General features: G+C 65.0%; 27 protein-coding genes, 1 other RNA gene and 1 pseudogene. 16 read left to right on the forward strand and 13 right to left on the reverse strand.

The window, feature by feature from the left end:
- The first annotated feature begins 194 nt into the window (after positions 1-194).
- The gene (locus LG367_RS06175) at positions 195-1,553 is read left to right on the forward strand and encodes a prealbumin-like fold domain-containing protein (protein WP_226468347.1); all 1,359 of its coding nucleotides are present in this window, start codon (positions 195-197) and stop codon (positions 1,551-1,553) included.
- Positions 1,554-1,599: 46 nt separating this feature from the next.
- Here LG367_RS06175 and fur read toward each other — a convergent pair whose 3' ends face one another.
- Positions 1,600-2,004, reverse strand: coding sequence for a ferric iron uptake transcriptional regulator (gene fur / locus LG367_RS06180; protein ID WP_226468348.1), 405 nt, complete (start codon positions 2,002-2,004; stop codon positions 1,600-1,602).
- A 105-nt stretch (positions 2,005-2,109) separates the two neighbouring features.
- On the opposite strand from fur, the gene LG367_RS06185 reads away from it, so the two are divergent.
- Entirely contained in the window at positions 2,110-2,505 is a 396-nt protein-coding gene (locus LG367_RS06185; RefSeq protein ID WP_226468349.1) for an outer membrane protein assembly factor BamE, read from the forward strand.
- Between the two features lie 66 nt (positions 2,506-2,571).
- Here the strand turns inward: LG367_RS06185 and LG367_RS06190 are convergent, their stop codons facing one another.
- Complete coding sequence (locus tag LG367_RS06190; RefSeq protein WP_319004006.1) at positions 2,572-2,841, reverse strand: RnfH family protein; 270 nt, start codon at positions 2,839-2,841, stop codon at positions 2,572-2,574.
- A complete protein-coding gene (locus LG367_RS06195; protein WP_226468350.1) occupies positions 2,838-3,287 on the reverse strand; it encodes a type II toxin-antitoxin system RatA family toxin in 450 nt (149 codons plus the stop codon). Before LG367_RS06195 ends, LG367_RS06190 begins: the two co-directional genes overlap by 4 nt.
- Positions 3,288-3,374: 87 nt before the next feature.
- Here LG367_RS06195 and smpB point away from each other — a divergent pair, with 87 nt between their 5' ends.
- On the forward strand, positions 3,375-3,869 hold the full coding sequence (gene smpB / locus LG367_RS06200; RefSeq protein ID WP_226468351.1) for an SsrA-binding protein SmpB: 495 nt from the start codon (positions 3,375-3,377) through the stop codon (positions 3,867-3,869).
- Between the two features lie 18 nt (positions 3,870-3,887).
- On the opposite strand, the gene LG367_RS06205 is transcribed toward smpB, so the two are convergent.
- On the reverse strand, positions 3,888-6,074 hold the full coding sequence (locus LG367_RS06205) for a CHASE domain-containing protein (RefSeq protein ID WP_226468352.1): 2,187 nt from the start codon (positions 6,072-6,074) through the stop codon (positions 3,888-3,890).
- 124 nt (positions 6,075-6,198) lie between these two features.
- On the opposite strand from LG367_RS06205, the gene ssrA reads away from it, so the two are divergent.
- Positions 6,199-6,552: a transfer-messenger RNA gene (gene ssrA / locus LG367_RS06210) on the forward strand.
- A 23-nt stretch (positions 6,553-6,575) separates the two neighbouring features.
- On the opposite strand, the gene LG367_RS06215 is transcribed toward ssrA, so the two are convergent.
- The 9 genes from LG367_RS06215 to LG367_RS06255 all read right to left on the reverse strand — a co-directional run bounded on the left by LG367_RS06215 (position 6,576) and on the right by LG367_RS06255 (position 15,587).
- Positions 6,576-8,291 (reverse strand): GMC family oxidoreductase, encoded by a 1,716-nt coding sequence (locus tag LG367_RS06215; protein WP_226468353.1) that lies wholly within the window; start codon positions 8,289-8,291, stop codon positions 6,576-6,578.
- A 286-nt stretch (positions 8,292-8,577) separates the two neighbouring features.
- Positions 8,578-9,267, reverse strand: a complete 690-nt coding sequence (locus tag LG367_RS06220; protein WP_226468354.1) for a YiaD family glycine zipper/OmpA-like lipoprotein — start codon at positions 9,265-9,267, stop codon at positions 8,578-8,580.
- 126 nt (positions 9,268-9,393) lie between these two features.
- The gene (locus tag LG367_RS06225) at positions 9,394-10,842 is read right to left on the reverse strand and encodes a WS/DGAT/MGAT family O-acyltransferase (RefSeq protein WP_226468355.1); all 1,449 of its coding nucleotides are present in this window, start codon (positions 10,840-10,842) and stop codon (positions 9,394-9,396) included.
- Between the two features lie 73 nt (positions 10,843-10,915).
- Positions 10,916-12,052, reverse strand: a complete 1,137-nt coding sequence (gene alr, locus LG367_RS06230) for an alanine racemase (protein ID WP_226468356.1) — start codon at positions 12,050-12,052, stop codon at positions 10,916-10,918.
- A gap of 5 nt (positions 12,053-12,057) precedes the next feature.
- Positions 12,058-13,473 carry a replicative DNA helicase gene (locus tag LG367_RS06235; RefSeq protein ID WP_226468357.1) on the reverse strand — a complete coding sequence of 472 codons (1,416 nt, stop codon included), beginning with the start codon at positions 13,471-13,473 and terminating at the stop codon, positions 12,058-12,060.
- 302 nt (positions 13,474-13,775) lie between these two features.
- The gene (gene rplI, locus LG367_RS06240; protein ID WP_226468358.1) at positions 13,776-14,228 is read right to left on the reverse strand and encodes a 50S ribosomal protein L9; all 453 of its coding nucleotides are present in this window, start codon (positions 14,226-14,228) and stop codon (positions 13,776-13,778) included.
- Between the two features lie 162 nt (positions 14,229-14,390).
- Positions 14,391-14,621 carry a 30S ribosomal protein S18 gene (rpsR, locus tag LG367_RS06245; protein ID WP_096208774.1) on the reverse strand — a complete coding sequence of 77 codons (231 nt, stop codon included), beginning with the start codon at positions 14,619-14,621 and terminating at the stop codon, positions 14,391-14,393.
- A gap of 11 nt (positions 14,622-14,632) precedes the next feature.
- Positions 14,633-15,055: a 30S ribosomal protein S6 gene (gene rpsF / locus LG367_RS06250; RefSeq protein WP_226468359.1), complete on the reverse strand. Its 423-nt coding sequence runs from the start codon at positions 15,053-15,055 to the stop codon at positions 14,633-14,635.
- Between the two features lie 190 nt (positions 15,056-15,245).
- A complete protein-coding gene (locus tag LG367_RS06255) occupies positions 15,246-15,587 on the reverse strand; it encodes a HesB/IscA family protein (RefSeq protein WP_226468360.1) in 342 nt (113 codons plus the stop codon).
- A 77-nt stretch (positions 15,588-15,664) separates the two neighbouring features.
- On the opposite strand from LG367_RS06255, the gene asnS reads away from it, so the two are divergent.
- From asnS to LG367_RS06315, 12 genes and pseudogenes are all read left to right on the forward strand, one after another.
- Positions 15,665-17,065 carry an asparagine--tRNA ligase gene (gene asnS / locus LG367_RS06260; protein WP_226468361.1) on the forward strand — a complete coding sequence of 467 codons (1,401 nt, stop codon included), beginning with the start codon at positions 15,665-15,667 and terminating at the stop codon, positions 17,063-17,065.
- A pseudogene (locus tag LG367_RS06265) lies at positions 17,040-17,428 on the forward strand (ADP-ribosylation/crystallin J1). Before asnS ends, LG367_RS06265 begins: the two are co-directional and overlap by 26 nt.
- A 69-nt stretch (positions 17,429-17,497) precedes the next feature.
- Positions 17,498-17,806, forward strand: a complete 309-nt coding sequence (locus LG367_RS06270; RefSeq protein WP_226468363.1) for a hypothetical protein — start codon at positions 17,498-17,500, stop codon at positions 17,804-17,806.
- Positions 17,803-18,132, forward strand: a complete 330-nt coding sequence (locus LG367_RS06275; RefSeq protein ID WP_226468364.1) for a hypothetical protein — start codon at positions 17,803-17,805, stop codon at positions 18,130-18,132. The genes LG367_RS06270 and LG367_RS06275 overlap by 4 nt, the downstream gene beginning before the upstream one ends.
- A gap of 10 nt (positions 18,133-18,142) precedes the next feature.
- Complete coding sequence (locus LG367_RS06280; protein ID WP_226468365.1) at positions 18,143-18,787, forward strand: FMN-binding negative transcriptional regulator; 645 nt, start codon at positions 18,143-18,145, stop codon at positions 18,785-18,787.
- A 13-nt stretch (positions 18,788-18,800) separates the two neighbouring features.
- Positions 18,801-19,586: an SDR family oxidoreductase gene (locus LG367_RS06285; protein WP_226468366.1), complete on the forward strand. Its 786-nt coding sequence runs from the start codon at positions 18,801-18,803 to the stop codon at positions 19,584-19,586.
- 121 nt (positions 19,587-19,707) lie between these two features.
- Positions 19,708-21,135 carry an aldehyde dehydrogenase gene (locus LG367_RS06290; protein WP_226468367.1) on the forward strand — a complete coding sequence of 476 codons (1,428 nt, stop codon included), beginning with the start codon at positions 19,708-19,710 and terminating at the stop codon, positions 21,133-21,135.
- A complete protein-coding gene (gene can / locus LG367_RS06295) occupies positions 21,132-21,827 on the forward strand; it encodes a carbonate dehydratase (RefSeq protein ID WP_226468368.1) in 696 nt (231 codons plus the stop codon). The genes LG367_RS06290 and can overlap by 4 nt, the downstream gene beginning before the upstream one ends.
- Before the next feature lie 12 nt (positions 21,828-21,839).
- Entirely contained in the window at positions 21,840-22,274 is a 435-nt protein-coding gene (locus LG367_RS06300; protein WP_226468369.1) for a RidA family protein, read from the forward strand.
- Between the two features lie 9 nt (positions 22,275-22,283).
- Positions 22,284-22,814 carry a 3-hydroxyanthranilate 3,4-dioxygenase gene (locus LG367_RS06305; RefSeq protein ID WP_226468370.1) on the forward strand — a complete coding sequence of 177 codons (531 nt, stop codon included), beginning with the start codon at positions 22,284-22,286 and terminating at the stop codon, positions 22,812-22,814.
- The gene (locus tag LG367_RS06310) at positions 22,777-24,939 is read left to right on the forward strand and encodes an FUSC family protein (protein ID WP_425490933.1); all 2,163 of its coding nucleotides are present in this window, start codon (positions 22,777-22,779) and stop codon (positions 24,937-24,939) included. Before LG367_RS06305 ends, LG367_RS06310 begins: the two co-directional genes overlap by 38 nt.
- Positions 24,940-24,964: 25 nt before the next feature.
- Positions 24,965-25,975: an amidohydrolase family protein gene (locus tag LG367_RS06315; RefSeq protein WP_226468372.1), complete on the forward strand. Its 1,011-nt coding sequence runs from the start codon at positions 24,965-24,967 to the stop codon at positions 25,973-25,975.
- Positions 25,976-25,986: the final 11 nt, after the last annotated feature.

Below are 25,986 nucleotides of genomic sequence, written 5' to 3' on the forward strand. Positions count from 1 at the left end.
TCGCCCCACCCTGAGGGCCGTCTCGCAGGCCTGCTTCTTTCATCACGAAGACTTGATGTGACGTCAGTCACACTGGCTTTCGGGGAAGCAACAAGTCACTGGTAACAGGGACGCCACCAAACAGGGGATTTATGAGGAAACTTCGGTGTTTTCGCGCGCCGCGACGGGCGCTGCTGCCTTGCGTCTCGGCTTTCATGGGCCTGCTTTTGGCCTCCAACACCGCCTCGGGACAGGCGCGAGAAACGTTCGCCACGTTCAGTCCGAGCAGCGAGACCGCGACCACCTTCAATTTCGCGGGCAATCCGAGCGGCACGATCACCATGACGCGCGCCGCCTGCACGACCGCCGTCAACAACCGGTTTTTCGGCACGGGAACGCCGACCGGCGCCAATTTCCCCGGGACCTGGTTCACGCCCACGCCACCACTGGCCAGCCAGAACTGGCTCGCCGCGGTGGTGGACAGAATCGGCGGGGTCGGCGGCTGCGTCGTCAGCACGCCAGTGCAGACCTGGACCATCACCTTCAACGCGCCGGTGGAAAATCCCAAATTCCACTTCGCGAATCTCGATAACGGTCGTCCGACCTTCGTGCTCGGCGCGGGCAACACGATGACGCTGCTTTCGGGCAACCCCCGTCTCACGACCAGCGGGCTGACAGTGGATGCGCCGGGCACCTACGCGCTCAACAACAGTTGGGTGGAAGCCAACCAGAACGGTTGTCAGGCTCCCGACGGCACCAATCCCACCGGTGCCTGCGGTTCCGTGCAGGCCAACGGCACTTACAGTTCGATCACGCTGCGTTGGTACGACCGCAATGACCTCAACGATCGAGGCGACGGCTACGGCCTGACGATGTCGCTCGCCCAGCCCGCGCTCGTGATCCGCAAACGCACGATCAACGCCGTCGGCACCTTCGATTACGCATTGAACAATGCAAGCGTGGCCACCGAGACCTTGACCACGACCGTGCAAAACACCTTCGTCGCCAGCCCGACCCGCTTCATCGCCAATGCGGCCAGCGACGTTACCGTCACCGAAACGGTGCCGGCTGGCTGGAGCGTGAGCGGAAGCTGCATCGATACTGTCAGCGGCACGACGGTGGCGACGATCGACGCGAATGGCGCGGTGACCATTCCGGCATCGGCCATCACGCCCTCGGGCAGCTACCGTTGCGACTACACCAACACCCGCAACATCACCGATCTCTCGCTCACCAAGACCAATACGCCGGCTTCCGGCGCGAGTGACCTGAGCGGCGACACCGTGGTGCGCGGGACCACCAGCACCTATGAAATCCTCGTCAGCAATGCAGGGCCAATGGCTGTCGCCAACGCCGTGCTGAAGGACCCCAATCCGTCGCCCAATCTCACAGGCTGCGTGCTCGGCCCCACGCCCAACTGCGAATCCAGAGGTTCGGGGGCGGCGACCTGCCCTACCGAGGGCGCGGGAGCCGGCCAATTGTCCGTGGCCAACCTGCAGAACGGCGGTGTGCTGATCCCCTCGATGAGCGCCGGGAGCCTCCTGGCCTTCAAGCTGACCTGCACGGTGCAGTGATCGAAAAGACCCTCGGGGTACCGCCGGCGGCGATGCCTGCCGGCGGTTATCGCTTCTTGCGCACGTACAGGACGAGGGAGTGTTCCTCGAGCACGTAGCCGTGCCTCTCGGCGATTTCCCGCTGCAGCTTCTCGATCTCGGTGCTTTCGAACTCGATGATCTTGCCGGTGTCGATGTCGACCATGTGGTCGTGGTGACCGCCACGGTCGAGCTCATAGACGGCCGTGCCGCCCTCGAAGTTGTGCTTCAGCACCAGTCCGGCGGCCTCGAACTGCGTAAGGACGCGATAGACGGTGGCCAGGCCGATCTCGTCGCCACTGTCCAGCAGCTGCTTGTAGATGTCCTCGGCTGTGAAGTGGTGGCGGGCGGTTTTCTGCTCGAGCAGTTCGAGGATGCGCATTCGCGGATGCGTCACCTTCAGCCCCACCTTGCGTAATTCTTGCGATTCCATGGAGAGTCTCCATTCACTGACGGTTTAGCGCCAGCTGCCTGTGGAGTGGGTCGCGGCGGTCTCGGGGAGTGTATCATCGGCGAGATTTCCTTCGCCTGCCCATTCATGCGCAAGTTCCTGATCCTCGCTCTCCTCACCTTGATCACCTCCGGCTGCGGCATCCTGTATCGACAGCCGATCTATCAGGGCAACCTGCTGGAAAAGACCGCCGTCGACCAGCTGCAGGTCGGCATGAGCAAACAGCAGGTGATCACATTGCTGGGATCGCCGTCGGTCTCCGACCCGTTCCACAACCAGCGCTGGGACTACACCACCTCGCAGCGCACCGGCCGCATCGGTCGTGCCGAAGTCAAGAACCTGACGCTGTATTTCGAGAACGACGCGCTGGCGAAATGGGACGGCGACTACTTCCCGGAGCAGGACGAAAAACTGTCCAAGGATCTGCGCCAGGCCTTCGGCCCGAATCTGCCCAAGGACAAGAAAAAGGGCCGCGGCCGCTGAGCCGGGGCCTCTGAACCGAGATTTCTCGTCGAATAGCGCCGACCGACGCTCTCTGGCGTCCCTGCCCTAGCCCTGTTCCTTGCGCTGCATCGCGCGGCGGCGTCGCGCCTGCTTCGGATCGGCCTGCAAGGCGCGCAGCAATTCCACGCGATCACCTTCGCGCAGTGTGCGGCCGGCATCGGCGCGTTCTCCGTGAATCGCATAGCCCTCGATTCCGGTCGTATCGAACCCGCTGGCGGCGATCGCATCGGCGATGGTGGCATCCGCCGTCAGCACGATCTCGACCGCCTGCTGGTGTCGCGGCCAGGCCTGCACGACCTGCACGCGGATGCTCACGCCTCCTCGCCCCTGCACGCGTCTTCACGGTCCGCCACGCGCACGAAGTCGTCGACCATGCGATCGGCCAGCCCCTGGAAGCCCAGCGTCAACGCGGGGCCGAGCAGCCGGTTTTGCGGTTCGAAGTCCAGCGTCAGCGTCACTTTGCAGGCGCATTCGTCCAGCACATGGAACTGCCAGCGGCCGTGGAGCCGCTTGAAGGGTCCGTCACGCAGCGCCATATCGATGTGGTGCGGGGGCGACAGCGTGTTCTCGGTGGTGAACCAGGTACGCAGGGCACCGAATCCGAGGTCGAGCCGCGCGACCAGGCGTGTTTCGTCCGATTCCAGGATCTCGGCGGCTTCGCACCATTCGAAACGGCGCGGATAGGCGGCCACATCGTTGACGAGGGCGAACATGCGGGCGGCGGAGTGTTCGACGAGGGCGCTGCGCTGGATCGTGGGCATGGACAGTAGTAATCAGACGGGAAGCGGCCAGGGGCAGAAGGAGCGGTCCGTTCCCACTCGCTCCTGCCGGCATGGGACAATTCCGCAATGGCAAAGAAAGGCGACAAGAATAAGGCAAACGGCGGCGGCACCGTGGCGCTGAACAAGCGCGCGCGCCACGAATACCACATCGAGGAGCGGTACGAAGCCGGCCTGGCCTTGCAGGGCTGGGAGCTGAAATCGATCCGCGCCGGCCGCGCCAACATCGGCGAAAGCTATGCGGTGGTGCGTGGCGGCGAACTGTTCCTGTTCGGTTCGCAGATCACGCCGCTGATCTCGGCGTCCACGCACGTGGTCACCGACGAGCGCCGCACCCGCAAGCTGCTGCTGCACCGGCGCGAGATCGACACGCTGATCGGCCGCGTCCAGCGCGACGGCTACACCCTCGTGCCCACGGCGCTGTACTGGAAAGGCAACCGCATCAAGGCCGAGCTCGCCCTGGCCAAGGGCAAGCAGGCGCACGACAAGCGCGAGGCCAGCAAGGAGCGCGACTGGGCTCGCGAGAAGCAGCGGCTGCTGCGCCGGCACAACAAGGACGCTTGAACCAGAGAAGCCCGGCGCTCAGTCTTCCGTGCGCGCGCCTTTCTTCGGCAACGTGAACCAGAACGTGACGCCCTCGCCCAGTTTGCTCTCGGCGCGGATCGTGCCGCCATGTCGCTCGATGATGCGCCGCACCGATGCGAGACCGATCCCGTAGCCCGGAAATTCCTGCTGGCTGTGCAGGCGCTGGAACGGCCGGAACAGTTTGCCGGCGTATTCGGGCGAGAAGCCCGCGCCGTTGTCGCGAATGAAGAACTCGACCTGTTCCGCGTGCTGCGCGCCCCTGCCGAAAACGATGTGGGCTTTTTCGCGGCCGCTGGTGAATTTCCAGGCGTTGTCGAGCAGGTTCTGCAGCAGGTTGCGCACCAGCGCGGCATCGCCGGTCGCCTGCAATCCAGGCTCGATCTCGACGAGGGCCTGACGTTGCGGATCGGCCTCGCGCAGTTCTCCGATCACATCGTGCGCGATGAGTGAAAGATCCAGCGTGGCCCAGGTCAGCGTGCTGCGGCTGACGCGCGACATGCGCAGCAGCGCTTCGATCAGTTCGTCCATGCGCCCGGCGGCGTTGCGTACGCGCGCGAGGTAATCGCGCCCTTCGCTGTCGACACGATCGCTGTAGCGTTCGGCCAGCAGGCGGCTGAAGCCTTCGATGCTGCGCAGCGGCGTGCGCAGGTCGTGCGAGACGCTGTACGCGAACGACTCCAGTTCCTGGTTCGCGTGCGTGAGCTCGCGCGTGCGCATCGCCACGCGCGCCTCCAGGAGGCGATTGAGCGCCTGTTCCTGCGCCTGCGCGCGCAGGCGTTCGGTCACATCCTCGACTTCCACCAGACTGGCCACGTCCTGGCCGATGTTGCCCGGCACAGGCGCGTAGGTCAGCTGCAAGTCGCGCACCTCGCCATCCATGCGGTGCAGCCTGCGCATGATGCGGCGGACGCCCTGCCCCGGCGTCCAGCCATCGCTGACCTCGTCCTGCCCGCCGACGAAGCGGCGCGTGAACAGTTCGCCGACCAGCAGTTCGGGCGTGCTGCCCAGGATCGTGGCGAGCGACGGATTCGCTTCCACGATCGTGCCGTTGTGGTCGAGCAAGGCCTTGCCGCTGGCCGAATAGCGCATCGCGTTGCGGAAGCGCAATTCGCTGCGCCGGTAGGATTCGCTCATCTGCGCGGCTTTCAGCTGCGCCATCGACTCGGTGCGCGCCAGCGCCAGCGTGATGCCGGAGAGCAGCAGCGAGGCGATCACGCCGATGATCAGCACTGCAAGCAGTTCGGGAGGGCCGGCCAGCAAGCCGCCCTGCGCCTCGGAACTGAAATGCAGCTGCCAATGGCGCCCATAGACGTCGAGTTCGGTGGTGCGCTCGAACAGCGGCGTGCCCTTGTCACCCGTGGGAACGCCGGGATAGACCTGCTGCCCGTTGTTGGCCGCATCCGAAATCGTCAGCCCGATGCGGCCGGGCGTGGTGCGCAGGATCTCATCGATGAACGCACGCGTGTCCAGCGGCATGCACACCCAGCCCTGCAACGCTTGCCAGCGCTGCGCCACCGTCTTCGGGGTTTGTCCACGATAGACCGGCACGTACAGCATCAACCCCGGTGCCGACCAGCGCGTCGCCGGCATCAGCTGCACGGGTTGCGTCATGCGCGCCGCGCCAGATTCGGCCGCGCCCGCCATCGCCGCCTTGCGCGCCGGCTCGGAGAACATGTCGTAGCCGATCGCCTCGCGGTTGGAAGGAATCGACGGTTGCAGATAGAGCAAGGGACCATAGCGATTGCGCACGCCCTCGGGCCGAATCACCAACGGCCCTTCCCCCGTCTCGCGCATCGCCTGCTGCAGCGCCCGCAGTTCGCCCTGGTCCAGATAAGGCACGAAGCCCAGTCCCGCCAGCGCGGGGAAATGCTTGTCGATGTCCAGGCCGTCGACGTAGTCCTTCCATTGCGCGGCGCTCGGGCGCTCCACCGACGCGAACAGCGACACGCCACCGCGGATCACCAGCTCGTAGTTCAGCAGCCGCTGCCGCAGCAGTTTGGTGATGCCTTCGGTTTCCGATACGAATTCGGCGTATGCGGCACGCAGTTCGCTTTGCTGCGCGCCGCGCCAGTACAGGAACACCAGCAGCAGCGACGAGAGCAGCACCAGGGCCGGAAGCGCGTAACCGCGTGTCGGCGCGCGCAGCAGCGCGGAGGTGAGCGATGGGCTTGCCTGCGAACTCATTGCGTTCAGCATACCGACAGACAGCGCGGATGCCGAGATGGCCCGTCTGAATGTCCGCGGCCGGCGCGCTTGCGCCCACCTGATCCGCCCCTATACTGGCGATGTCAGCAATCGATCTGTCCCCGGGGGTGCACCTGGCTTCGACGGGGGTCGCGAAATTGCCTGGCGCATGCCGAGGGGGCAGCTTTCCTCGTAAATCCAGCCGCAAAATCATAGTTGCCAACGACGACAACTACGCTCTCGCCGCTTAAGGCGTAAGCCCCGAACCCACATGTGCCCGTGCTCGTGGGTGTAGGGTCACTATCACGGGATCGCCGGGAGGGCTGCCTGTCAGACCCGGTTAACCTTTAACAGGCTGGTCCGCCGATGCGCTTTGCGCGCCGTGCTGTCGGTGGACGAGATCTAACGGAGCGCTAAGCATGTAGTGCCGGGGATGGAGTGCCTTCGGACGCGGGTTCGATTCCCGCCACCTCCACCATCCATCGTCGAAAGACGAACAAATCAGGCCGGAGTCTCAGACTCCGGCCTTTTTTGTGCCGACGGCAAGCCGGGCAATGTCGCCATCGTCTCGTCGGCAAGAATGAAATCCGCCGCACGCTCGCCGATCATGATCGAGGTCGCGTTGGTGTTGCCGGAGATCAGCGTCGGCATCACGGACGCGTCGGCGATCCACACATTGCGCATTCCTCGCAGCTTGAGTCGCGGATCGACGACGGCCGACTCGTCGCTCCCCATGCGGCAGGTTCCCACCGGATGGTAGTTGCTGTCGGAATGGCGGCGCAGGATTCGGATCAGTTCGGCATCCGCGTGAACGCCGGCGGTATACAGGTCCTTCCCTCGCACGTCCGCGAACGATGGTGATTCCATGATCTCGCGCGTCAGTTTGAATCCGCGCAACAAACTCTGGACATCATCTTCCTCGCTCAGGAATCGCGGATCGATCAGCGGCGCCTCGCGGGGATCGGCGGAGCGCAGGCCGACACGCCCGCGGCTGCGTGGGCGCAGCACGCAGACGTGGCAACTGTAACCACGTCCCAGGCGCAGCTTGCGCGCATGGTCCTCGATCAGGCCAAGCGCGAACTGCAACTGCACGTCCGGCCGCTTGCCGATGCCGTCCGTTCCGAGGAAAGCAGCGGCCTCGACGAAATTGGTCGTGTACGGCCCGCGCCGCTCGCGCCGGTATTCGCCGATCCCGCGCAGCAGACGCCAGGCCGAGCCGATGGAGAGCCCATAAACATCCGGGCTGGAAGAGCGATAGTTGAGCGTGTAGTCGATGTGGTCCTGCAGGTTCTCCCCGACTCCGGGCAAGCTGATCCGGGTGGAGATGCCGTGCCGCGACAACTCGTCCGCCGGACCGATCCCGGATAGCAGCAAGAGCTGCGGCGTGCCGAAAACGCCAGCGCACACCACCACGCCCTGATCCGCGGCCAGTCTCCGCACGTGTCCGTGTTGTGCGATCTCGACGCCCACCGCGCGATCACCCGACATCAACAAGCGCAAGGTCTGCGTTTCCGTCAGCACCGTGAGATTGCGGCGTGCCAAAGCCGGCTGCAGGAATCCGCGAGCCGCGCTCCAGCGCTCCCCATGTTTCTGAGTGAGCTGGTACATACCGGCGCCTTCCTGCCGCGCGCCGTTGAAGTCACCGTTGCGGGGATAGCCACCGGCTTGCACGGCTTCGATGAAACGATGGCTCATGGGGCTGGGCGATCGCGGGTCGCCGACATGCAGTGGCCCGCCAATGCCGTGAAAGTCATCCGCGCCGCGCGCGTTGTCTTCCGACTGGATGAAGTACGGCAGCACGTCCGCATACGACCAGCCTGTCGCACCGGCGGCGGCCCAAGCCTCGTAATCCTCCGCCTGGCCGCGGACGTAGACCATGGCATTGATCGAACTGCTGCCGCCCAGAATCTTGCCGCGCGGCTGATAGCCTCGGCGGCCGTCGAGGCCCGGCTGCGGCACCGTCTCGTAGGCGTAATTGTGCCACGGCAACGGGAGCATCGCCGCGAAGCCGGCCGGCAGCTTGATCACCAACCGCTCGGCATGGCTGCCGGCTTCGACCAGACAAACGCGGCGCGCCGGATCGGCGGACAGGCGATTCGCCAGCACGCAGCCGGCGGAACCGCCACCCACGATCACATAGTCGTAGCGAGTCTCGATGGTTTCCGGCTGGCCGGCCGAGGGGGGCCCGGATCGCGCCAGCCTCGCCTGAGCGCTCATCACTCATCCCTCCCAGGGCTGATGCCTCCACTTGTCGAGGCGGAGTGCGCCCAGACGGGTTGTATCCACATGGATACTTAAAGTCTCTGTCTGGGGGCCGCTCTGTCAAGCGACGGAGGTCTCTGTTGGGAAGCTGGATTCGTGACTTGACCGGAAAACGGGATTGCATTGATCCTCGAGGAGGATCAGAGATCCGACTTCGAAATGGCATTTCCAAATGCACGAAGGGCTGCCGATTGGCAGCCCTTCGTGTTTGAAGCATGCGTGATCTGCTTCGAAGCGTGCGTCAGCTGCGCACCGGCACCAGCGTGATCTCGACGCGACGGTTGGCGGCGCGGCCGGCGTCCGTGCTGTTGTCGGCGATCGGGCGCGTCTTGCCAGCGCCAACGGTGATCATGCGATCGCGCAGGATGCCGCGCGAGGACAGATAGCCGGCGACGGCGTCGGCGCGACGCTGCGAGAGCTGCTGGTTGTAGGCGTCGGTACCGACGTTGTCTGTGTGGCCGGCCACTTCGATCACGGTCTGGTTGTACTGCTGCAACGTGCTGGCCACGTTGTCGAGCACCGGATAGAACTGCGGCTGGATGTCGGACTTGTCGAAGCCGAAGGTGATGTTGCCCGGCATGTTGAGGGTGATGTTGTCGCCCTGGCGCACGACGTCGACGCCGGTGCCGGCCATCTTCCTGCGCAGTTCGGCTTCCTGGCGATCCTGATAGGCGCCGATGGCGCCGCCGGCGAGGCCGCCGACACCTGCGCCGACCAGGGCGCGCTGACGGCGTTCGGTGGCATCACCACCGCTGAGCAGGCCGGCGACGACGCCGATGCCGGCACCGATCAAGGCGCCCGTGCGGGTGCGGTTGGGGTCGTCGGGCGCATTGGTCTGGCCGGTGTAGCTGGCGCAGCTGCTGAGCAGCAGGGTGCCGACCAGCGCGGTCGCGATCGCCGTGGTGGGGAGTTGGGGGAACAGACGCTTCATGGCTCTCTCCTCGTCGTCCGGGCTGGCCGGGCTTGAATGGGGAGCACAAGCTAACCCGCCGCCAAGCGCAGAGTGTGACGGCAACCAGAATGCCCATTTGGGGCCGTGACGCCCCGTTCAGCCGCCCTATTCGATCAAGGCCTGGGCCGAGACCGAGTTGAGGGCGTTGTCCCAGTTGCCCATCAGTGCCAGGTACAAGAGTTTGTCGAACTCGGTGCCGAAGCGGCGGATCACCGCGTCCGGGTCCGGAATGAGTTTCGCGTCGGCGATCAGGCCGAAATGCACGTGCCCGTTGTAACTCATGATCGAGATGCCGACGCCGATCGAGCCGGTCTGCGGCACCCAGAACATCAATTCGCGGATCGTGCATCCGGCCAGATACAGAGGTTGCTGTGGGCCGGGCACGTTGGTGGCGACGGCCGTCGCCTTGCGGCTGAACAGCTCGAGCGCAAGCTCTTGTACTACTTGAGGAGCCATGCCCAAGGCCGCAAGAAGCCCATAAGCAACAATGGCTTGTCTTGAACTCTTGAGTTGATTCATGCACTCGGCGACGTGCTCCAGCCGCCGGATCGGATTGGGCTCACCCACCGGTAGATCGAGAAAGACCAGGCCGAAGTGGTTGCCGAGCTTCTTGGCATGCTCCAGCGGACGCAGGTTCACCGGCACGGTCGCACGCAGGGTGATGCCGTCGACATCCTCGCCGCGCTCGATCATGTAGTCGCGCAGGGCACCGGCCGCGGCAGCCATCAGCACGTCGTTGACGGTGCAGTCGCAGGCGCGGCCGACCGCTTTCACTTCTTCCAGATCGAGTGGCTGCGCCCAGGCCACACGTTTGCTCACGCCAAGCTTGCCGCGCAGCAATGAGGGCGGATCGTCCGGCAAGGTCAGCGCTTGCAGCAGTTCGCGGGTGATCTCCCCGCCTTCCTTCGCCAGCATCGCCGCCAGCGTCGGATCCTGCATCACCTCCATGCCCTTCCCCAGCATCTTGCCGCCAAGCTTGGCGTAACGCTCGACCGCGCCGACGCGGCGCGCCACCTCGACGCCATCCTCCTTCAGCCAAGTCTTGACGAGCGCCTTGTCCTTGCCGGCGTCGCGGGAGGTGTCGGTGAGCGAGAGCAGCACCTGCACCAGGGCGATGCCGTCGGCATAGCTGTGATGCAGGCGCGCCACCAGTGCCGAGCCACCCTGATAGCGCTCGACCAGATGGAATTGCCAGAGCGGCCGGCTCTTGTCGAGCGGGCTTGACGCCAATTGGCTGACGAAACGTTCGAGGGAACGCTTGTCCCCACGGCCGGTCAATGCCGCCAATTGCACGTGCCAGTCCAGCTCGAAATGCGGATCGTCGACCCAGGACGCGCCCGTCGGCGAATCCACCGCCTTCTGGCGAAACCGCGAATAGGACAGGAAGCGCTTGTCGATCACCTGCTTCAAGCGTTCGAGCGACATCTGCTCCTCGAACATCAGCACGCCGGTGATCATCATTGGATTGGTCGCCCGCTCCATCCGCAACCAGGCGGTGTCGACGCGCGACATAGCTTCGCGATTGGCGCGCTTGCGCGGTTTTGCCGTGGCCATCCGTCCCTCCCGGAGCAGTCTCCGGAGTGAATCACGCCTTCGGCGGAGCGGTCAACGCCAAAAACTGGGCGCGTCAGGAATAGCGGTACTCGCGCGGGATGCGCAGGTTCAATCCCACCAGGACTTCATAGGCACTCATCCCCGCCGCCTGCGCGAGCGATTCGACGGTGATCGCGGCATCGCCCTGCTCGCCGATCAGCACCACCTCGTCCTCGTTCCAGGCGCTGTCGTCGCCGATGTCGACCATGAACTGGTCCATGCACACGCGCCCGACCACCGGATAGGCATGGCCGCGGATCAGCACCTGCCCGCGCGAGGACAGGCCGCGCGGATAGCCGTCGCCATAACCGATCGGCACGGTCACCACGCGCGTGTTGCGCGTGGGCGCCCAGGTGGCGCCGTAGCTGACCGGATTGCCGGCCTTGACGACCTTGAAGTAGATCACCTGCGAGGTCAGCGACAGCACGGGCTTGACGTCCACCGTGCGCCGCGACACCGGATCAGGCAGGACGCCGTACAGCATGATGCCGGGACGCACCATGTCCAGATGCGTCTGCGGGAAATGCAGGATGCCGCCGGAATTGGCCAGATGCCGCAACGGCATCGGCGCGCCGATGCGCTCGAAGTGCGCGCAGGCTTCCTGGAATCGTTCCAGCTGCTGCAAGGTCATCGGTGAGCCTGGATCGTCCGCGCAGGCCAGATGCGAGTAGATCCCTTTCAGCTCGCACCATCGCGACGCCACCGCCGCCTCGATGAAAGGCGCAGCGGAATAGCTGTGCACGCCGATGCGCTCCATCCCGGTGTCGATCTTCAGATGGATCACGGCCTTGCGGCCCAGCGCTTCGGCGGCCGCCTCGATCTGGCGCAACTTATCCAGCGAGGAGACAGTGACCTCCAAATCGTGCTCGATGAACTGCACCGCCTGCCGCCCGAAGATGCCGCCCATGACCAGGATCGGCAACGTGATCCCCGCCTGACGCAGCACAATGCCCTCTTCCAGGAACGCCACGCCGAGCTGTTCGACGCCCTGCGCCTGGATGTGTCGCGCCACCGGCACCAGGCCATGCCCGTAGGCATTGGCCTTGACGATTCCCATCACCGGCACGCCGACGTGCGCGCGGATACTGCGCAGGTTGTGCGACAACCGATCGAGATCGACCCGGATGCGGCTGGGACGTTGGCTGAGGGGATCCTCGGGAGAAGCGTTCATCGCACCTATTCGAAACTGCCGACCGAATCGTGCGCAAGATTATCGAATCGCGTGTACTCGCCGAAGAACTTCAGCTTCACCGATCCGGTCGGGCCGTTACGCTGCTTGCCGATGATCACTTCGGCCAAGCCCTTGTCCGGCGAGTTTTCCTTGTTGTAGTACTCGTCGCGGTAAATGAAGATGATCACGTCGGCGTCCTGCTCGATGGCGCCGGATTCGCGCAGATCGGCCATGACCGGGCGCTTGTCGGTGCGGGTTTCCAGCGAGCGGTTGAGCTGGCTGAGCGCAATCACAGGAACGTTCAATTCCTTCGCCAGCGCCTTGAGCGAGCGCGAGATTTCCGAGATTTCGGTAGCGCGGTTCTCGCTGTTGCCCGGCACAGCCATCAGCTGCAGGTAGTCGATAACGATCAGGCCGAGGTCGTGCTCGCGCTTCAGGCGTCGCGCCTTGGCGCGCAGCACTTCCGGCGACAGCGCCGGCGTGTCGTCGATGAAGATCTTGGTTTCCTTGAGCAGCCGGATCGCGCTGGTCACGCGGCTCCAGTCCTCGTCCTCGAGCTGGCCGGTGCGCAGGCGCGTGGCGTTGACACGGCCGACCGAGGAGATCAGACGCAGCGCCAGCTGGCTGGCCGACATTTCCATCGAGAACACCGCCACCGCTTTCTTGGTCTTCATGGCCGCGTACTCGGCCATGTTGAGGGCGAGCGTGGTCTTGCCCATCGACGGGCGCGCGGCCAGGATCAGCAGGTCGGTCGGCTGCAGGCCGGCGGTCATCTCGTCGAATTCGGTGTAGCCGGTCGGCATGCCGGTGATGCCGCCGCCATTGGCGTAGCGGGTCTGCAGCACGTCGAAGGCTTCGGCCATTGCCTTGTTGACCGGCGTGAAGTCGGTGCGCCCGCGCGCGCCGGCCTCGGCGATGGCGAAGACTTCCTGCTCGGCCTTGGCGAGGAGTTCGCTGCTGTCGCGCCCTTCCGGCTGGAAGCCGTCGTTGACGATGCCGGTGCCGACCTCGATCAGCTGGCGCAGGACCGCCTTGTCGCGCACGATCTCGGCGTAGGCGGCGATGTTGGCGGCCGACGGCGTGGTGCTGGCCAGTTCGATCAGATAGGCGCCGCCGGCGACCTGTTCGGACAGGCCTTGCGATTCGAACCACTCGCCGAGCGTCACCGCGTCGTAGGGTTTGTTCTTCTCCGCCAACTCGCGGATGGCGCGATAGATCAGCTGGTGGTCGCGGCGATAGAAATCGCCGTCAACGAGCTGATCGGCGATGCGATCGAAGGCTTCCGGCGCCAGCATCAGGCCGCCGAGCACCGCCTGCTCGGCTTCCACCGATTGTGGCGGCACGCGCAACTGTTCGATGCGAGTGTCGCTCCGTCCCTGGTAGGCGGGCCCATCGCCGCGGAAGCCCGGTCTTGCGCTCATCAGTGAAGTCACTCCCCATGCCGGTTGCGGCGGGACGTTGCGCGCTGTCCCGCCTGCCGGATCGTCGTCGCGATCCTGTTGTTGTCGTGTGTGTTGCGAGGTCGACATCGTACCGGCCCGGCGCCTGGAGCGTTGCAGATAACGCTGTGGATAACCGGTGGGAATCGCAGCGTCTGCGACTGGACGGATGCCGTCTCGGAATTTCCTGCGCCGGCGCTTGCCGACAAAAACAACGGGCGCCTCTCGGCGCCCGGTTGTAAAGCCCGTGGCGCGAAGGCCACGCGCTCATACGGTGATTCAGATCACGCCACTTCCGGCGCCACGATCACCTTGACGGTCGTTTCGACGTCAGCGTGCAGGTGCACGACGACTTCGAACTCGCCGACATTGCGGAGCGGGCCTTCGCCCATCACCACTTCCGACTTCTCGACCGGGGTGCCGGCCTTGGTCAGCGCCTCGGCGATGTCGCGCGGGCCAACCGAACCGTACAGCTTGCCCTCGGTGGAGGCGTTGGCATAGATGGTGACGCTGGCGCCTTCCAGCTTGGCCAGACGGTCGTTGGCGCCGTCGTGGATGGCCTTGGCCTTGGCTTCGTATTCGGCGCGCTTGGCTTCGAACTCGGCCAGGTTGGCGGCGGTGGCCGGCACGGCCTTGCCCTGCGGGACGAGGTAGTTGCGGCCGTAACCCGGCTTGACCTTGACCTTGTCGCCCAGGTTGCCGAGGTTGGTGACTTTCTGCAGCAGGATCAGTTCCATGGTGATGCTCCCGTGCTCCTAATGAGCATGATTCGTTAGCGGCGCGTGGCGCCGCAACTGTGGCTGTCCGAATGGACGGGTGGATTTGAAAGCGAAAAGCCCTTCATGCATTGAAGAACCCGGCCAGAAACGACCGGGCTTTCGCGGAAGGAGCCGTCCCGCTTAGACGTTGTGATTGTCCGTGTACGGGATCAGGGCCAGGAAACGCGCACGCTTGACCGCGGTGGCGAGCTGGCGCTGATAGCGCGACTTGGTGCCGGTGATGCGGCTCGGGACGATCTTGCCGTTCTCGGTGAGGTTCTGGCGCAGGGTATTGAGATCCTTGTAGTCGATCTCTTTCACGCCCTCGGCGGTGAACTTGCAGAACTTGCGGCGGCGGAAGAATTTGGACATGGCGGTGCTCCTCAGGCGGCTTCGTCGGCGGCTTCGTCGGCGATATCGGCGGTGCCGATCTTGCCTTCGTCTTCGTCGTCACGGCGACGACGCTCGGGCTTGTCGCCCTTCTCGTCCTTGTTCTTCATGATCAGCGACTGCTCGGTGTCGGCCTCGTCGCGACGCATGACCAGGTGACGCAGGATGGCGTCGTTGAAGCGGAACAGCTCGACCAGCTCATTGAGCACGGACTGGCTGGCTTCGATGTTGAACAGGACGTAGTGGGCCTTGACCAGGTTGTTGATCGGATAGGCCAGCTGACGACGACCCCAGTCCTCGAGGCGGTGGATCTTGCCTTCGCCGCCCTCGACCAGCGCCTTGTAGCGCTCGATCATGGCCGGCACCTGCTCGCTCTGGTCCGGATGGACCAGGAATACGATTTCGTAGTGACGCATTGTGGTTTCCTTGTGGATATTCGGCCTGCGGGTCCAATCGGATTGCTCCGTGGAACCGCCGACCCGGATAGCCCCCCGGCCGTCCGGAGATGGACGCGGTGGAGCAAGGTCCCCCCAGGGCCTGGGCCACAGGGAGCCGCATATTATGGGAGATCAATGGTTTAGGGGCAAGTCGCCCCTCGGGCCGGGGTCAGGCGGCTTTATCCGCGTCCGTGGTGAAGCTTTCCCCGCAGCCGCATTCGGCGGCGACGTTCGGGTTGCGGAAGACGAACTGCTCGTTCAGGCCCTGCTTGAGGAAGTCGATCTCGGTGCCATCGACCAAGGCCAGGCTGTCGGCATCGACGTAGACACGCACGCCGTCCTGCTCGGACACGCTGTCGCCCTGGCGCGTTTCCTTGGCCAGATCGACCACGTACCCCCAGCCGGAGCAACCGGTGCGCGAGACACCGAAGCGCAAGCCGATCGCGCCGGGCGTGTCGGCGATGTAGCCCTTGATGCGTTCGAGTGCGACAGGCGTGAGAGAGATGCTCATGGCGACCAAATATACGCCTTGCGGCTTAGGTAGACTGTATGACTCCCAGATCGGTGCGTTCCGCAGGAATTCAAGGCATGACCACGTTGAGCGTCGAACATGCGCTGGCCGGCAAGGTGCCGGAAGGCGGCGAAGTCACAGTGCGCGGCTGGGTTCGGACCCGGCGCGACTCCAAGGCCGGATTGAGCTTCGTCAACGTCAGCGACGGTTCCTGCTTCGCGCCGATCCAGGTGGTGGCGCCGAACACGCTGTCCAACTACGAGGACGAAGTGAAGCGTCTCACCGCCGGCTGCGCGGTGATCGCCACCGGCCGCCTGGTCGCCTCGCAGGGCCAGGGACAGAGTTTCGAGATCCAGGCCGAGAAGCTCGAAGTCGTCGGCTGGGTGGAAGACCCGGAAACCTATCCGATCCAGCCGAAAGCGCATTCGCTGGAATTCCTGCGCGAAGTGGCGCACCTGCGTCCGCGCACCAACCTGTTCGGCGCGGTCACGCGCATCCGCGACTGCCTGGCCAAGGCCGTGCATCGCTTCTTCCACGAGAACGGCTACTACTGGATCAGCACGCCGATCGTGACCACCTCCGACGCCGAGGGCGCCGGCCAGATGTTCCGCGTCTCCACGCTCGATCTGGCCAACCTGCCCCGCGACAAGGACGGCGCGGTGGATTTCTCGCGCGACTTCTTCGGCAAGGAAACCTTCCTCACCGTGTCCGGCCAGCTCAACGTCGAGGCTTACTGCCTCAGCTTGAGCAAGGTCTACACCTTCGGCCCGACCTTCCGCGCCGAGAACAGCAACACCACGCGCCATCTGGCCGAGTTCTGGATGGTCGAGCCGGAGATCGCCTTCGCCGATCTGGCCGAGGACGCGCGCGTGGCCGAGGAATTCCTCAAATACCTGTTCCGAGCCGTGCTCGCCGAACGCGGTGACGACATGGCTTTCATCGCCGAACGCGTGCAGAAGGATGCGATTTCGCGTCTGGAAGCCTTCACCAACGCTCCGTTCGAACGCATTGATTACACCGATGCCGTCACACTGCTGCAGAAATCCGGACAGAAGTTCGATTTCCCCGTGGAATGGGGCCTGGATCTGCAGACCGAGCACGAGCGCTGGCTCACCGAGCAACACGTCGGCCGCCCGGTCGTGGTCACCAACTATCCCGAGCACATCAAGGCGTTCTACATGCGCCTGAACGACGACGGCAAGACGGTGGCGGCGATGGACGTGCTGGCGCCCGGCATCGGCGAGATCATCGGTGGTTCGCAGCGTGAGGAGCGCCTGGACGTGCTTGATGCGCGCATGGCGCAGTTCGGGCTCGATCCCGCGCATTACGGCTGGTATCGCGATTTCCGCCGCTACGGCACCGTGCCGCATGCCGGCTTCGGACTCGGGTTCGAGCGGCTGGTGGTGTACGTGTGCGGGTTGTCGAACATTCGGGATGCGATTCCCTATCCGCGTGCGCCGGGGAGCGCGGAGTTCTAAGGAAGCGGCATGGACGACACCGTAACGATGTACAGACCGACCGGGCCGGAAGAGCTGGAACTGGTCAGACAGAGTGGATTCCGTCGCTGGCCGCCACGCTTGCCCGAACAACCCATCTTCTATCCGGTCACCAACGAGCAGTACGCGATCGAAATCGCCTCGCGTTGGAACGTCAAGGACAGTGGCGTCGGTTATGTCACACGATTCCGTGTGCGCAAAACTTTCATGGATCGACACGAAATCCATAAAGTCGGCGGAGCCCATCACACGGAATGGTGGGTACCTGCCGAAGAGTTGGAAGCGCTGAATGAGAACATCGTCGATTTGATCGAAGTGATCGGCGAGTATCGAGGCGACAGCTAGGTCAAGCCCGCATCGCTCATCGACAGCGGAGCACACGCGGCCTCCCCTGTTTTTTGAGATCATTGACGCATGATCCTGTTCTTCGCCCTGCTCTTCGTCGCCGCCGCCATCGCCGGCGCCTGCGCTTTCGTGATCTTCTGGCCACTGGCGCTGGTGCATCTGCGCGACCGGCATGCCGAGGTACGCGCGCGGTTCGGAGAAGGCGCTTTCCTGAAGCCAGCCGCGCTCGGCTGGCTGCTGAGCGGACGTTATCGCCAGATCGTCGACCCACAATTCACTGGCCTCGCCACCCCCGCCCGGCTGTCGTTGATGACGATCCTGGGCGGATTGGTCTGCGCGGGCCTGCTCTGGCTGGTGTCCACGGTGCTGCCGGCATGAACGAGATCGACATGAGCACGAACGAATCCGAACGCGTGGAATGGTGGCTGGCCACGCTTGGCCGCACGCTCGTCTGGGCGCGCATGAGTGTGCGCGAGGCTGGTACCGCGGCGGTGTTCGACAGTGACGGCAACACCCTGGTCTACGACAGCGAGGACAGTGCTCGCGCCGCGCTGATGGATGCTGAATTTGTCGCCTTCGACGGCCTCGACGAGGAGGACGCGCTCGCACGCGGCTTCAGTCTCGACGAGATCACCCCGCCCCGCGCCCGCGACGACGAGCAATTGCGTGAGCACATGGTGCAGAAGCTGGGTAGCCGCGCCTGACGGACACCGCATGTACACGCCTCGCGCCTTCGCCACGACCGACCTGAATCATCTGGATGCGCTGTTCGCCAGCGATCCCTTCGTCACGCTGATCACCAGCGACGCCGACGGCCTGCCCTTCGCCAGCCATCTGCCGGTGCTGTATCGCCGCACGGAGACGTCCGTCCTGATCGAGGGACATTGGGCCAAGCCGAACCCGCAGACACTGCATGCGGAAGACGCGTTGATGATCGTGCATGGTCCGCATGCCTACGTCTCGCCGAGCTGGTATCTGGACAAGGAGCCCGCCGCGCGGGTACCGACCTGGAATTACGCGGTGGCGCATCTGTCGGGCCGGCTCGAACGGTTCGAGGATGAAGCCGGACTCGCGGATATCGTCGACAGATTGAGCGTGCATTTCGAAACCTTGTCGGGCAGCGATTGGCGCTTCGAACCGGAACGCGAGGATCACCGCGTGCAGTTGCGCGGCATCATCGGGTTCCGGTTCGTGCCCGCGCGCATCGAGTTGAAGTTCAAGCTCAGCCAGAATCATCCCGAAGCCAATCGTCGCGCCGTCACCGATGCGCTTGCCGCAAGCGAGGATGCCGGCGCGAAAGCAGTCGCCGCGCTCATGCGCGAACATGCCCTCCCGCGAACTGGAGAGGATTCCAAGTGAACGGAGCGACATCATGGATCTGAATCTTGCCGGCAAGCACGCCCTGATCTGCGGTGCATCCGAAGGAATCGGCCGGGCCGCGGCGCACGAACTCGCCCTGCTCGGCGCCGATGTCACGGTACTGGCGCGCCGGGCGGAAGTACTGGAAACAGTGGCCGCCGCCCTGCCCCGCAACGATACGCAGCAGCATGGTTGGCTGGTCGTGGATGTCTCGCAAACCGAAGATCTGCGGGCCAAGGTGCAGGCGCTGGCGGCGCGAAAGCCCGTGCACATCCTCGTCAACAACACCGGCGGACCGCCCAGCGGAGCGGCTCATGACGCGGATACGGACGCCTATCTCGATGCCTTCAACAAGCATCTGATCGCCAATCACGTGCTGGTGCAGTCGGTGCTTCCCGGCATGCGCGCGGCGCGCTGGGGACGCATCGTCAACGTGGTCTCGACTTCGGTGAAGGAGCCGATCGCGGGCCTCGGCGTATCGAACACGACGCGTGGCGCGGTGGCGAGCTGGGCCAAGACCCTGTCGCGCGAACTCGCGGGCGACGGCATCACTGTCAACAACGTATTGCCGGGTTACACCGAGACCGCCCGTGTCGAGCAGATCGTGCAGGATCGCAGCCGCGCGAGCGGCAAGACGATCGACGAAGTCCTGGCAACGATGCGAGCCAGTGTTCCGGCCGGGCGTTTCGCCAGCCCCGAGGAGACCGGTGGCGTGATCGCTTTCCTCTGTTCTCCCGCCGCGGCCTACATCAACGGCGTCAGCCTGGCCGTGGATGGCGGGCGGATGAATTCGATCTGACGCCTGTCGCCGATTACGTAAGCGCCCTCTTCTCGTCATCCCAGCTTCCGCTGGGATGACGGTCATGGAGCCCGCGGCTTCCTTCCTCGCAGCGTTCACCGCCGTGCTTTAAGCTAGGCACATGCAGCGACTGACCCACTGGATCGACGGCAAGGCTCAGGCTTCCGACAGCGGTCGCTGGCTTGAAGTCTTCGATCCGGCGTCCGGCCAGGCTTACGCGCAAGTCGCCTCCGGAAACGCGGCGGATGTCGCCAAGGCCGTCACGGCCGCTCAAAACGCCTTTCCCGCATGGTCGCGCCTGCCCAACAGCGAGCGCGCGCATTGGCTGGAAGCATTGGCGACGGCGCTGGAAGCTCGCCTGGATGATGTCGCGCATGCGGAATCGCGCGATGGCGGCAAGCCGTTCGCGCTGGCGCGTGATGTCGAGATCCCGCGCGCGATCTCCAACCTGCGTTTCTTCGCCCACGCCGCCACGCAGTTCGCCAGCGAATCGCATCACGGTCAGGCCGGTCTGAATTACACGCTGCGGCAGCCGCTCGGTGTGGTCGGCACGATCTCGCCGTGGAATCTGCCGCTATATCTGTTCACGTGGAAGATCGCGCCGGCATTGGCCGCGGGCAATACCGTGGTCGCCAAGCCATCCGAGATCACACCGCTCACCGCGACGCTGCTGGGCGAACTGGCCTCCGACATCAAGTTTCCGCGCGGCGTGCTCAACATCGTGCACGGCCTGGGACCGGACGTCGGCGAGGCGATCGTCACGCACGAAGCGATCAAGGCGGTTTCCTTCACCGGCAGCACCGCGGTTGGCCGCCACATCGCCGGCATCACCGGCCCCATGCTGAAGAAGGCGTCGCTCGAACTCGGTGGCAAGAATCCGACGCTCGTGTTCGCCGACAGCGATTGGCGCGACAATCTCGACACCTTGGTGCGTTCCGCATTCCAGAACAGCGGCCAGATCTGCCTGTGCGGCTCGCGCCTCCTGGTCGAGCGCGGCATCTATCATGAATTCCGCGACGCGTTCGTCGAACGCGTGCTCGCGCTGCGCGTCGGTGATCCGATGGATTCGGATGCGCGACTCGGCCCCCTGGTCTCGCAGGCGCATTTCGACAAGGTCGTGGCGGCCATCGCACGCGCACGCGCCGAAGGCGGTCACGTGCTCTGCGGCGGCCAGGCACTCGACCGCCCCGGCTGGTTCGTGGCGCCGACGGTAATCGAAGGCCTGGGCCCGGACAGCCTCAGCAACCGTGAGGAAATCTTTGGCCCTGTCGTCACCTTGCAGGCGTTCGATGACGACGATGCGGCGCTGCGACTGGCCAATGCCACCGACTACGGCCTGGCCGCGTCGATCTGGACGCGCGATCTCAATCGCGCCCATCGCATCGCCGCCGACATCCGCGCCGGCATCGTCTGGATCAACACCTGGCTGATGCGCGACTTGCGCACGCCGTTCGGCGGCGTGGGCCAATCGGGCCTCGGCCGCGAGGGTGGATTCGAGGCGATGCGCTTCTTCACCGAACCCAAGAACGTTGGAATCTCCTTGACGTGAGCACACCCCACAAGAACAGCCCCACTCAGAGCACTCTCGAAGACCTGCTGCGCAACAACCGCGACTGGGCCGAGCGCGTCCGCCGCGAGGACCCCGGCTTCTTCGAGCGTCTGTCGAAGCAACAGTCGCCGAAATATCTCTGGATCGGCTGCTCGGACTCGCGCGTGCCGGCGAACCAGATTCTCGGACTCGATCCCGGCGAAGTATTCGTACACCGCAATGTCGCCAACCTGGTGGTGCATACCGATCTGAACTGCTTGAGCACGATCCAGTTCGCGGTCGATCTGCTCAAGGTGGAACACATCCTGATCGTCGGTCACTACGGTTGCAGCGGCGTGCACGCCTCGCTGACCGGCACCCGCGTCGGATTGGCGGACAACTGGCTGCGCCACGTCGGCGACGTGATCCAGAAGCACGAAGGCCTGCTCGCGCAGGTGGAACCGGAATCGTTGCGCCATGCGCGCCTGTGCGAACTGAACGTGATCGAACAGGTGCTCAACGTCTGCCAGACCACCATCGTGCAGGACGCCTGGGCACGCGGGCAGACGCTGTCCGTGCACGGTTGGGTGTACAGCCTCGCCGACGGCCGCGTGCGGGAACTGTCGATCGATGTGGCCGGTTCCGACGAAGTCGCCGATGCCTACCTGAAGGCGCTTGCCGCCATCCCGCTGAAGGGGCGGCGCGATGAGTAGGAGTCAGCTCTCATGAACCAGGTCGTTCGCACCGATGCCGCGCCGAAACCGGTCGGTGCCTACCCTCACGCGCGGCGCGTCGGCGATCTGTTGTTCCTGTCCGGCATCGGCCCGCGCAATCCCGCCAGTGACGAGATTCCGGGCAATGTCCTGTATGCCGACGGTCGGGTGCAGAGCTACGACATCGAGGCGCAGACGCGGGCCGTGTTCGCCAATGTGCGCGCGGTCCTGGAAGCCAGTGGCGCGCGCTGGGAGGATCTGGTCGACGTTACCGTCTATCTCACTGACATGGCGCGCGATTTCCGCGCCTACAACGCCATCTGGGCCGAATACTTCCCAGACCCGGCCACCGCGCCCTGCCGCACCACTCTCGGCATCACGGCGCTGCCGACGCCGATCGCGATCGAACTGAAGTGCACCGCCGTTGTGAAGGCAGCCTCTGTATAGGAATCAGCCATGCTTCCCGCCCCTCTCAATTTTCAGAAGTGGATCGACGAGCACCGTCACCTGCTGAAGCCACCGGTCGGCAACAAGTGCATCTACGACGGCGATTTCATCGTCATGGTGGTCGGCGGCCCCAACCAGCGCACCGACTATCACTGGGACGAGGGTCCGGAGTGGTTCTACCAGCTCGAGGGCGAGATGGTGCTGCGCATCCAGGAAGATGGGAAAGTGCGCGACATCCCGATCAAGGCCGGCGAAATCTTCCTGCTGCCGCCGCGCACGCCGCATTCGCCGCAGCGCATGCCCAACTCGGTCGGCCTGGTGATCGAGCGCAAGCGCCTGCCGCATGAGGACGACGGCTTGTTGTGGTTCTGCGAGAAGTGCAACCACAAGCTGTACGAGGAATATTTCTTCCTGCACGACATCGAAAAGGATTTTCCGCCGGTGTTCGAGCGTTTCTATTCCTCGCGCGAGCATCGCACCTGCAAGCAGTGCGGGCACCTGAATCCGGCGCCGACGAAGTACGAATTCCCGGACACTTGAGCGCCGCATCGCCGTGCTGCGCTCACTAATCTCCTTCCAACCACGCGACGTTCCCGCCCGAGTCGCCTTGCGCAACACGGTCACGGTCGTGGCCCCGCTCGCCGTGGGCGTCGCCATCGATCAGATACCGGCCGGTCTGGCGATGACGGTCGGCGCGCTCAACACGATGTTCACCGACCTGCCCGGGCCTTACCGGCTGCGCATGCAGCGGATGTTCCTGGCGGCCGCTTCCGCCGGCCTCGCCGCATTGATCGGCATCCTGGTCGGGCCGTACACCGCGGCATTCGTCGTTGTGGCGGCGTTGTTCGGCGCGATCGGCGGGTTGCTCGTGGCGCTGGGGCCGGTCGCCGCGCGCGTCGGCCTCACCAACACCATCGTGATGATGATCACGGCGGAGATGCATCTCTCACCCGGCAACGCGCCCGGCGTCGCCGCGCTCATCCTCGCCGGCGGATTGCTGCAGATGCTGATGGCCGTCGCCGCCTGGCCCTTGCAGCGTTACCGGCCGGAGCGCTTTGCACTGGCCACGGTACTGGAACAACTGGCCGAGACTGCGCGTACGCGTCCCGATTCGTCGCAGCCACCGCCGGTCACGCAGGCGGCCACGGAAGCCCTGCAACTGCTGCATGGCGAGCATCGCTCGCGCGGCATCGCGGTGCAGTCGTTCCGCATCATCGCCGAGCTGTGCGAGCGCGTGCGCATCGATCTGCTCTCTCTCGGCGACCTGCACGCCCGCATTCGCGAGCGCGACGTGCTCGCGCGCATCGATGCCCTCCTGAAAGCATCCGATGCCGTCCTGCGGCACCTGGCCGAAGCGATGTACAACGCGGAACCGCCTCTGCGCGCCGAGCGTGACATGGCAGGTTTCGACGTCCTGGTCGAGACACTGGCGCACTCGCGCCGCGACCTCGCCGATCCGCGCGATCGCCGCCTCTCGCGCATCGCGCTGGCGCGCGCGCAAGGCCTCGCCGGCCAGCTGCGCTCGCTGGTGCGCAACAGCGACTGGGCCAGCAGCCGCGGCGAGATCCGCGCCGAACTCGCCGAGGCGCGCCTGCCCGCCGCACTGCGCCCGGGCAATCCTCTGCAGACATTGCGCGCCAACCTCAAGCTGTCGTCGATCGCGCTACGGCATGCGCTGCGCAGCGCCGTCTGCATCGGCGTGGCGGTGGCCTGCGAACGCATGCTGCAGATTCCGCACGGCGTGTGGATTCCGATGACCGCCGCGATCGTGCTCAAACCCGACTTCGGCGGGACGATGCAGTTCGGCGTGCTGCGCGTGGTCGGCACCTTGATCGGCCTGCTGATCGGTACCGCCATCGCCCACGTCGCCATGGACGGCGTCGCGCTGCGGCTGACGTTGATGGCACTGCTGTGCTTCGTTTTCCGCCTGCTGGTGCAGGTGAACTATGCGGTCGGTGTGGCGATGCTGACCGCGATGCTGGTGCTGCTGCTGTCGTTCGAGGGCGTCGCGCCGGCCGACGCGGTCGAGATGCGCATCGTCGGCACCGTGCTCGGCAGTGTGCTGGCACTGATCGCCTACGCGCTCTGGCCGACCTGGGAAGGCCGTCGCATCACCAACGCGATGGCAACGCTGATCGACGCCTATCGCGACCATGTCCGCGCGGTACTCGGCCGGGATTTCGCCGCGCTCTACGAAACCCGCAGCGCCGCGCGCACGGCCCGCACCAACGCCCTGGCCTCGCTGGAACGGCTGCGCGCCGAACCCAAGCGCGGCCCGACGAAGGCGCGGCTGGCCTGGGCGGAGTCGTTCCTGGCCAACGCGCACCGGCTGATCCGCGCCACGCTGTCGCTGGAGGCACTGCTTCGCGACGAAACGGGATTGCCACACATGCCCGAACTCGACGCGTTTGCCGAACAGACCGATCGGGCACTGGGCAGGATCGTCGATGCCTTGCGCGAGGACAGGCCGCTGACGCTCCCGTCACTGCGGCCTTCGGAGCGACAACTCTCCGATGCCCTCGCCCGCCTGACCGACGCCGGCGCCACCGGCATCGCCCTGGCCGACGCCTGCGACCGCATCGTCGACGCGATCGACACGCTGGCGCATTTGCTGCAGCGCGAAACGACGACAGGCACCACGGCCGATTCCATGGCGACCGCGTAGATGCGGCACATGTAGAATCCGAACCATGCTCAAGATCGACACCCACGCCCACTACCTGCCGCGGGACTGGCCCGATCTGGCGAAGAAATATGGCGACGAGCGCTTCCCGGTGATCCATCACACCGAGGACGGCCGCCATCGCATCTACAAGGACGGCAAGTTCTTCCGCGAAATCTGGTCGAAGACCTGGGACGCGCAAGAGCGCATCGACGATTACGCCCGCTTCGGCGTGCAGGTGCAGGTGATCAGCACCGTGCCGGTGATGTTCAGTTATTGGGCCAAGCCCAACCAGGCACTGGACCTGCACGCGTCGCTCAACGATCACATGGCCGAGACCTGCCGCGCGCATCCGCGCCATTACGCCGGCATCGGCACGGTGCCGATGCAGTCGCCGCGGCTCGCCGTGCAGGAACTCGAACGCTGCATGGACCAGCTCGGCCTGCAGGGCGTGCAGATCGGCTCGCACATCGGTGCCTGGAACCTCGACGCGCCGGAGCTGTTCGAATTCTTCGAGGCCGCCAGCGATCTCGGCGCCGCGATTCTGGTGCATCCCTGGGACATGATGGGCAGCGAGTCGATGCCGAAGTACTGGCTGCCGTGGCTGGTGGGCATGCCGGCCGAACAGTCGCGCGCGGCTTGCTGCCTGATCTTCGGTGGCGTGCTGGAGCGGCTGCCGAAACTCAAGATTTGCCTGGCGCACGGTGGCGGCAGCTTCCCCTACACCATCGGCCGCATCGAGCATGGGTTCAACATGCGCCCGGATCTCGTCGCGACCGACAATCCGCGCAATCCGCGCGATTATCTCGGCCGGTTGTATTTCGACTCCTGGGTCGCCGATCCACGCGCGCTGCGATATCTGCTCGAGACCTGCGGCGCGGAGCGCGTGATGCTCGGCACCGATTATCCCTTCCCGCTCGGTGAGCAGGAGCCTGGTGCCGGCATCGCCGCGCTCACGCTCGACGAAGAAGGCCAGGCACGGCTCTATCACGGCACCGCGCTGGAATGGCTCGGCCTGTCCAAATCGCGCTTCGCATGAGTTGCCGAGCG

The sequence above is a fragment of the Luteimonas panaciterrae genome (genome assembly GCF_020511115.1).
GTDB classification, from domain to species: domain Bacteria; phylum Pseudomonadota; class Gammaproteobacteria; order Xanthomonadales; family Xanthomonadaceae; genus Luteimonas; species Luteimonas panaciterrae.

Excerpts from the sequence above, each read along its gene's own strand:
- LG367_RS06270 (WP_226468363.1), top strand. The coding sequence starts at position 17,498 with ATGATCCTGTTCTTCGCCCTGCTCTTCGTCGCCGCCGCCATCGCCGGC.
- rpsF (WP_226468359.1), bottom strand. The coding sequence starts at position 15,055 with ATGCGTCACTACGAAATCGTATTCCTGGTCCATCCGGACCAGAGCGAG.
- rpsR (WP_096208774.1), bottom strand. The coding sequence starts at position 14,621 with ATGTCCAAATTCTTCCGCCGCCGCAAGTTCTGCAAGTTCACCGCCGAG.
- LG367_RS06285 (WP_226468366.1), top strand. The coding sequence starts at position 18,801 with ATGGATCTGAATCTTGCCGGCAAGCACGCCCTGATCTGCGGTGCATCC.
- LG367_RS06280 (WP_226468365.1), top strand. The coding sequence starts at position 18,143 with ATGTACACGCCTCGCGCCTTCGCCACGACCGACCTGAATCATCTGGAT.
- LG367_RS06235 (WP_226468357.1), bottom strand. The coding sequence starts at position 13,473 with ATGAGCGCAAGACCGGGCTTCCGCGGCGATGGGCCCGCCTACCAGGGA.
- LG367_RS06185 (WP_226468349.1), top strand. The coding sequence starts at position 2,110 with ATGCGCAAGTTCCTGATCCTCGCTCTCCTCACCTTGATCACCTCCGGC.
- rplI (WP_226468358.1), bottom strand. The coding sequence starts at position 14,228 with ATGGAACTGATCCTGCTGCAGAAAGTCACCAACCTCGGCAACCTGGGC.
- LG367_RS06305 (WP_226468370.1), top strand. The coding sequence starts at position 22,284 with ATGCTTCCCGCCCCTCTCAATTTTCAGAAGTGGATCGACGAGCACCGT.
- LG367_RS06315 (WP_226468372.1), top strand. The coding sequence starts at position 24,965 with ATGCTCAAGATCGACACCCACGCCCACTACCTGCCGCGGGACTGGCCC.
- LG367_RS06215 (WP_226468353.1), bottom strand. The coding sequence starts at position 8,291 with ATGAGCGCTCAGGCGAGGCTGGCGCGATCCGGGCCCCCCTCGGCCGGC.
- fur (WP_226468348.1), bottom strand. The coding sequence starts at position 2,004 with ATGGAATCGCAAGAATTACGCAAGGTGGGGCTGAAGGTGACGCATCCG.
- smpB (WP_226468351.1), top strand. The coding sequence starts at position 3,375 with ATGGCAAAGAAAGGCGACAAGAATAAGGCAAACGGCGGCGGCACCGTG.
- LG367_RS06175 (WP_226468347.1), top strand. The coding sequence starts at position 195 with ATGGGCCTGCTTTTGGCCTCCAACACCGCCTCGGGACAGGCGCGAGAA.
- LG367_RS06195 (WP_226468350.1), bottom strand. The coding sequence starts at position 3,287 with ATGCCCACGATCCAGCGCAGCGCCCTCGTCGAACACTCCGCCGCCCGC.
- alr (WP_226468356.1), bottom strand. The coding sequence starts at position 12,052 with ATGAACGCTTCTCCCGAGGATCCCCTCAGCCAACGTCCCAGCCGCATC.
- LG367_RS06275 (WP_226468364.1), top strand. The coding sequence starts at position 17,803 with ATGAACGAGATCGACATGAGCACGAACGAATCCGAACGCGTGGAATGG.
- LG367_RS06300 (WP_226468369.1), top strand. The coding sequence starts at position 21,840 with ATGAACCAGGTCGTTCGCACCGATGCCGCGCCGAAACCGGTCGGTGCC.
- LG367_RS06225 (WP_226468355.1), bottom strand. The coding sequence starts at position 10,842 with ATGGCCACGGCAAAACCGCGCAAGCGCGCCAATCGCGAAGCTATGTCG.
- LG367_RS06255 (WP_226468360.1), bottom strand. The coding sequence starts at position 15,587 with ATGAGCATCTCTCTCACGCCTGTCGCACTCGAACGCATCAAGGGCTAC.
- LG367_RS06290 (WP_226468367.1), top strand. The coding sequence starts at position 19,708 with ATGCAGCGACTGACCCACTGGATCGACGGCAAGGCTCAGGCTTCCGAC.
- LG367_RS06205 (WP_226468352.1), bottom strand. The coding sequence starts at position 6,074 with ATGAGTTCGCAGGCAAGCCCATCGCTCACCTCCGCGCTGCTGCGCGCG.
- asnS (WP_226468361.1), top strand. The coding sequence starts at position 15,665 with ATGACCACGTTGAGCGTCGAACATGCGCTGGCCGGCAAGGTGCCGGAA.
- LG367_RS06220 (WP_226468354.1), bottom strand. The coding sequence starts at position 9,267 with ATGAAGCGTCTGTTCCCCCAACTCCCCACCACGGCGATCGCGACCGCG.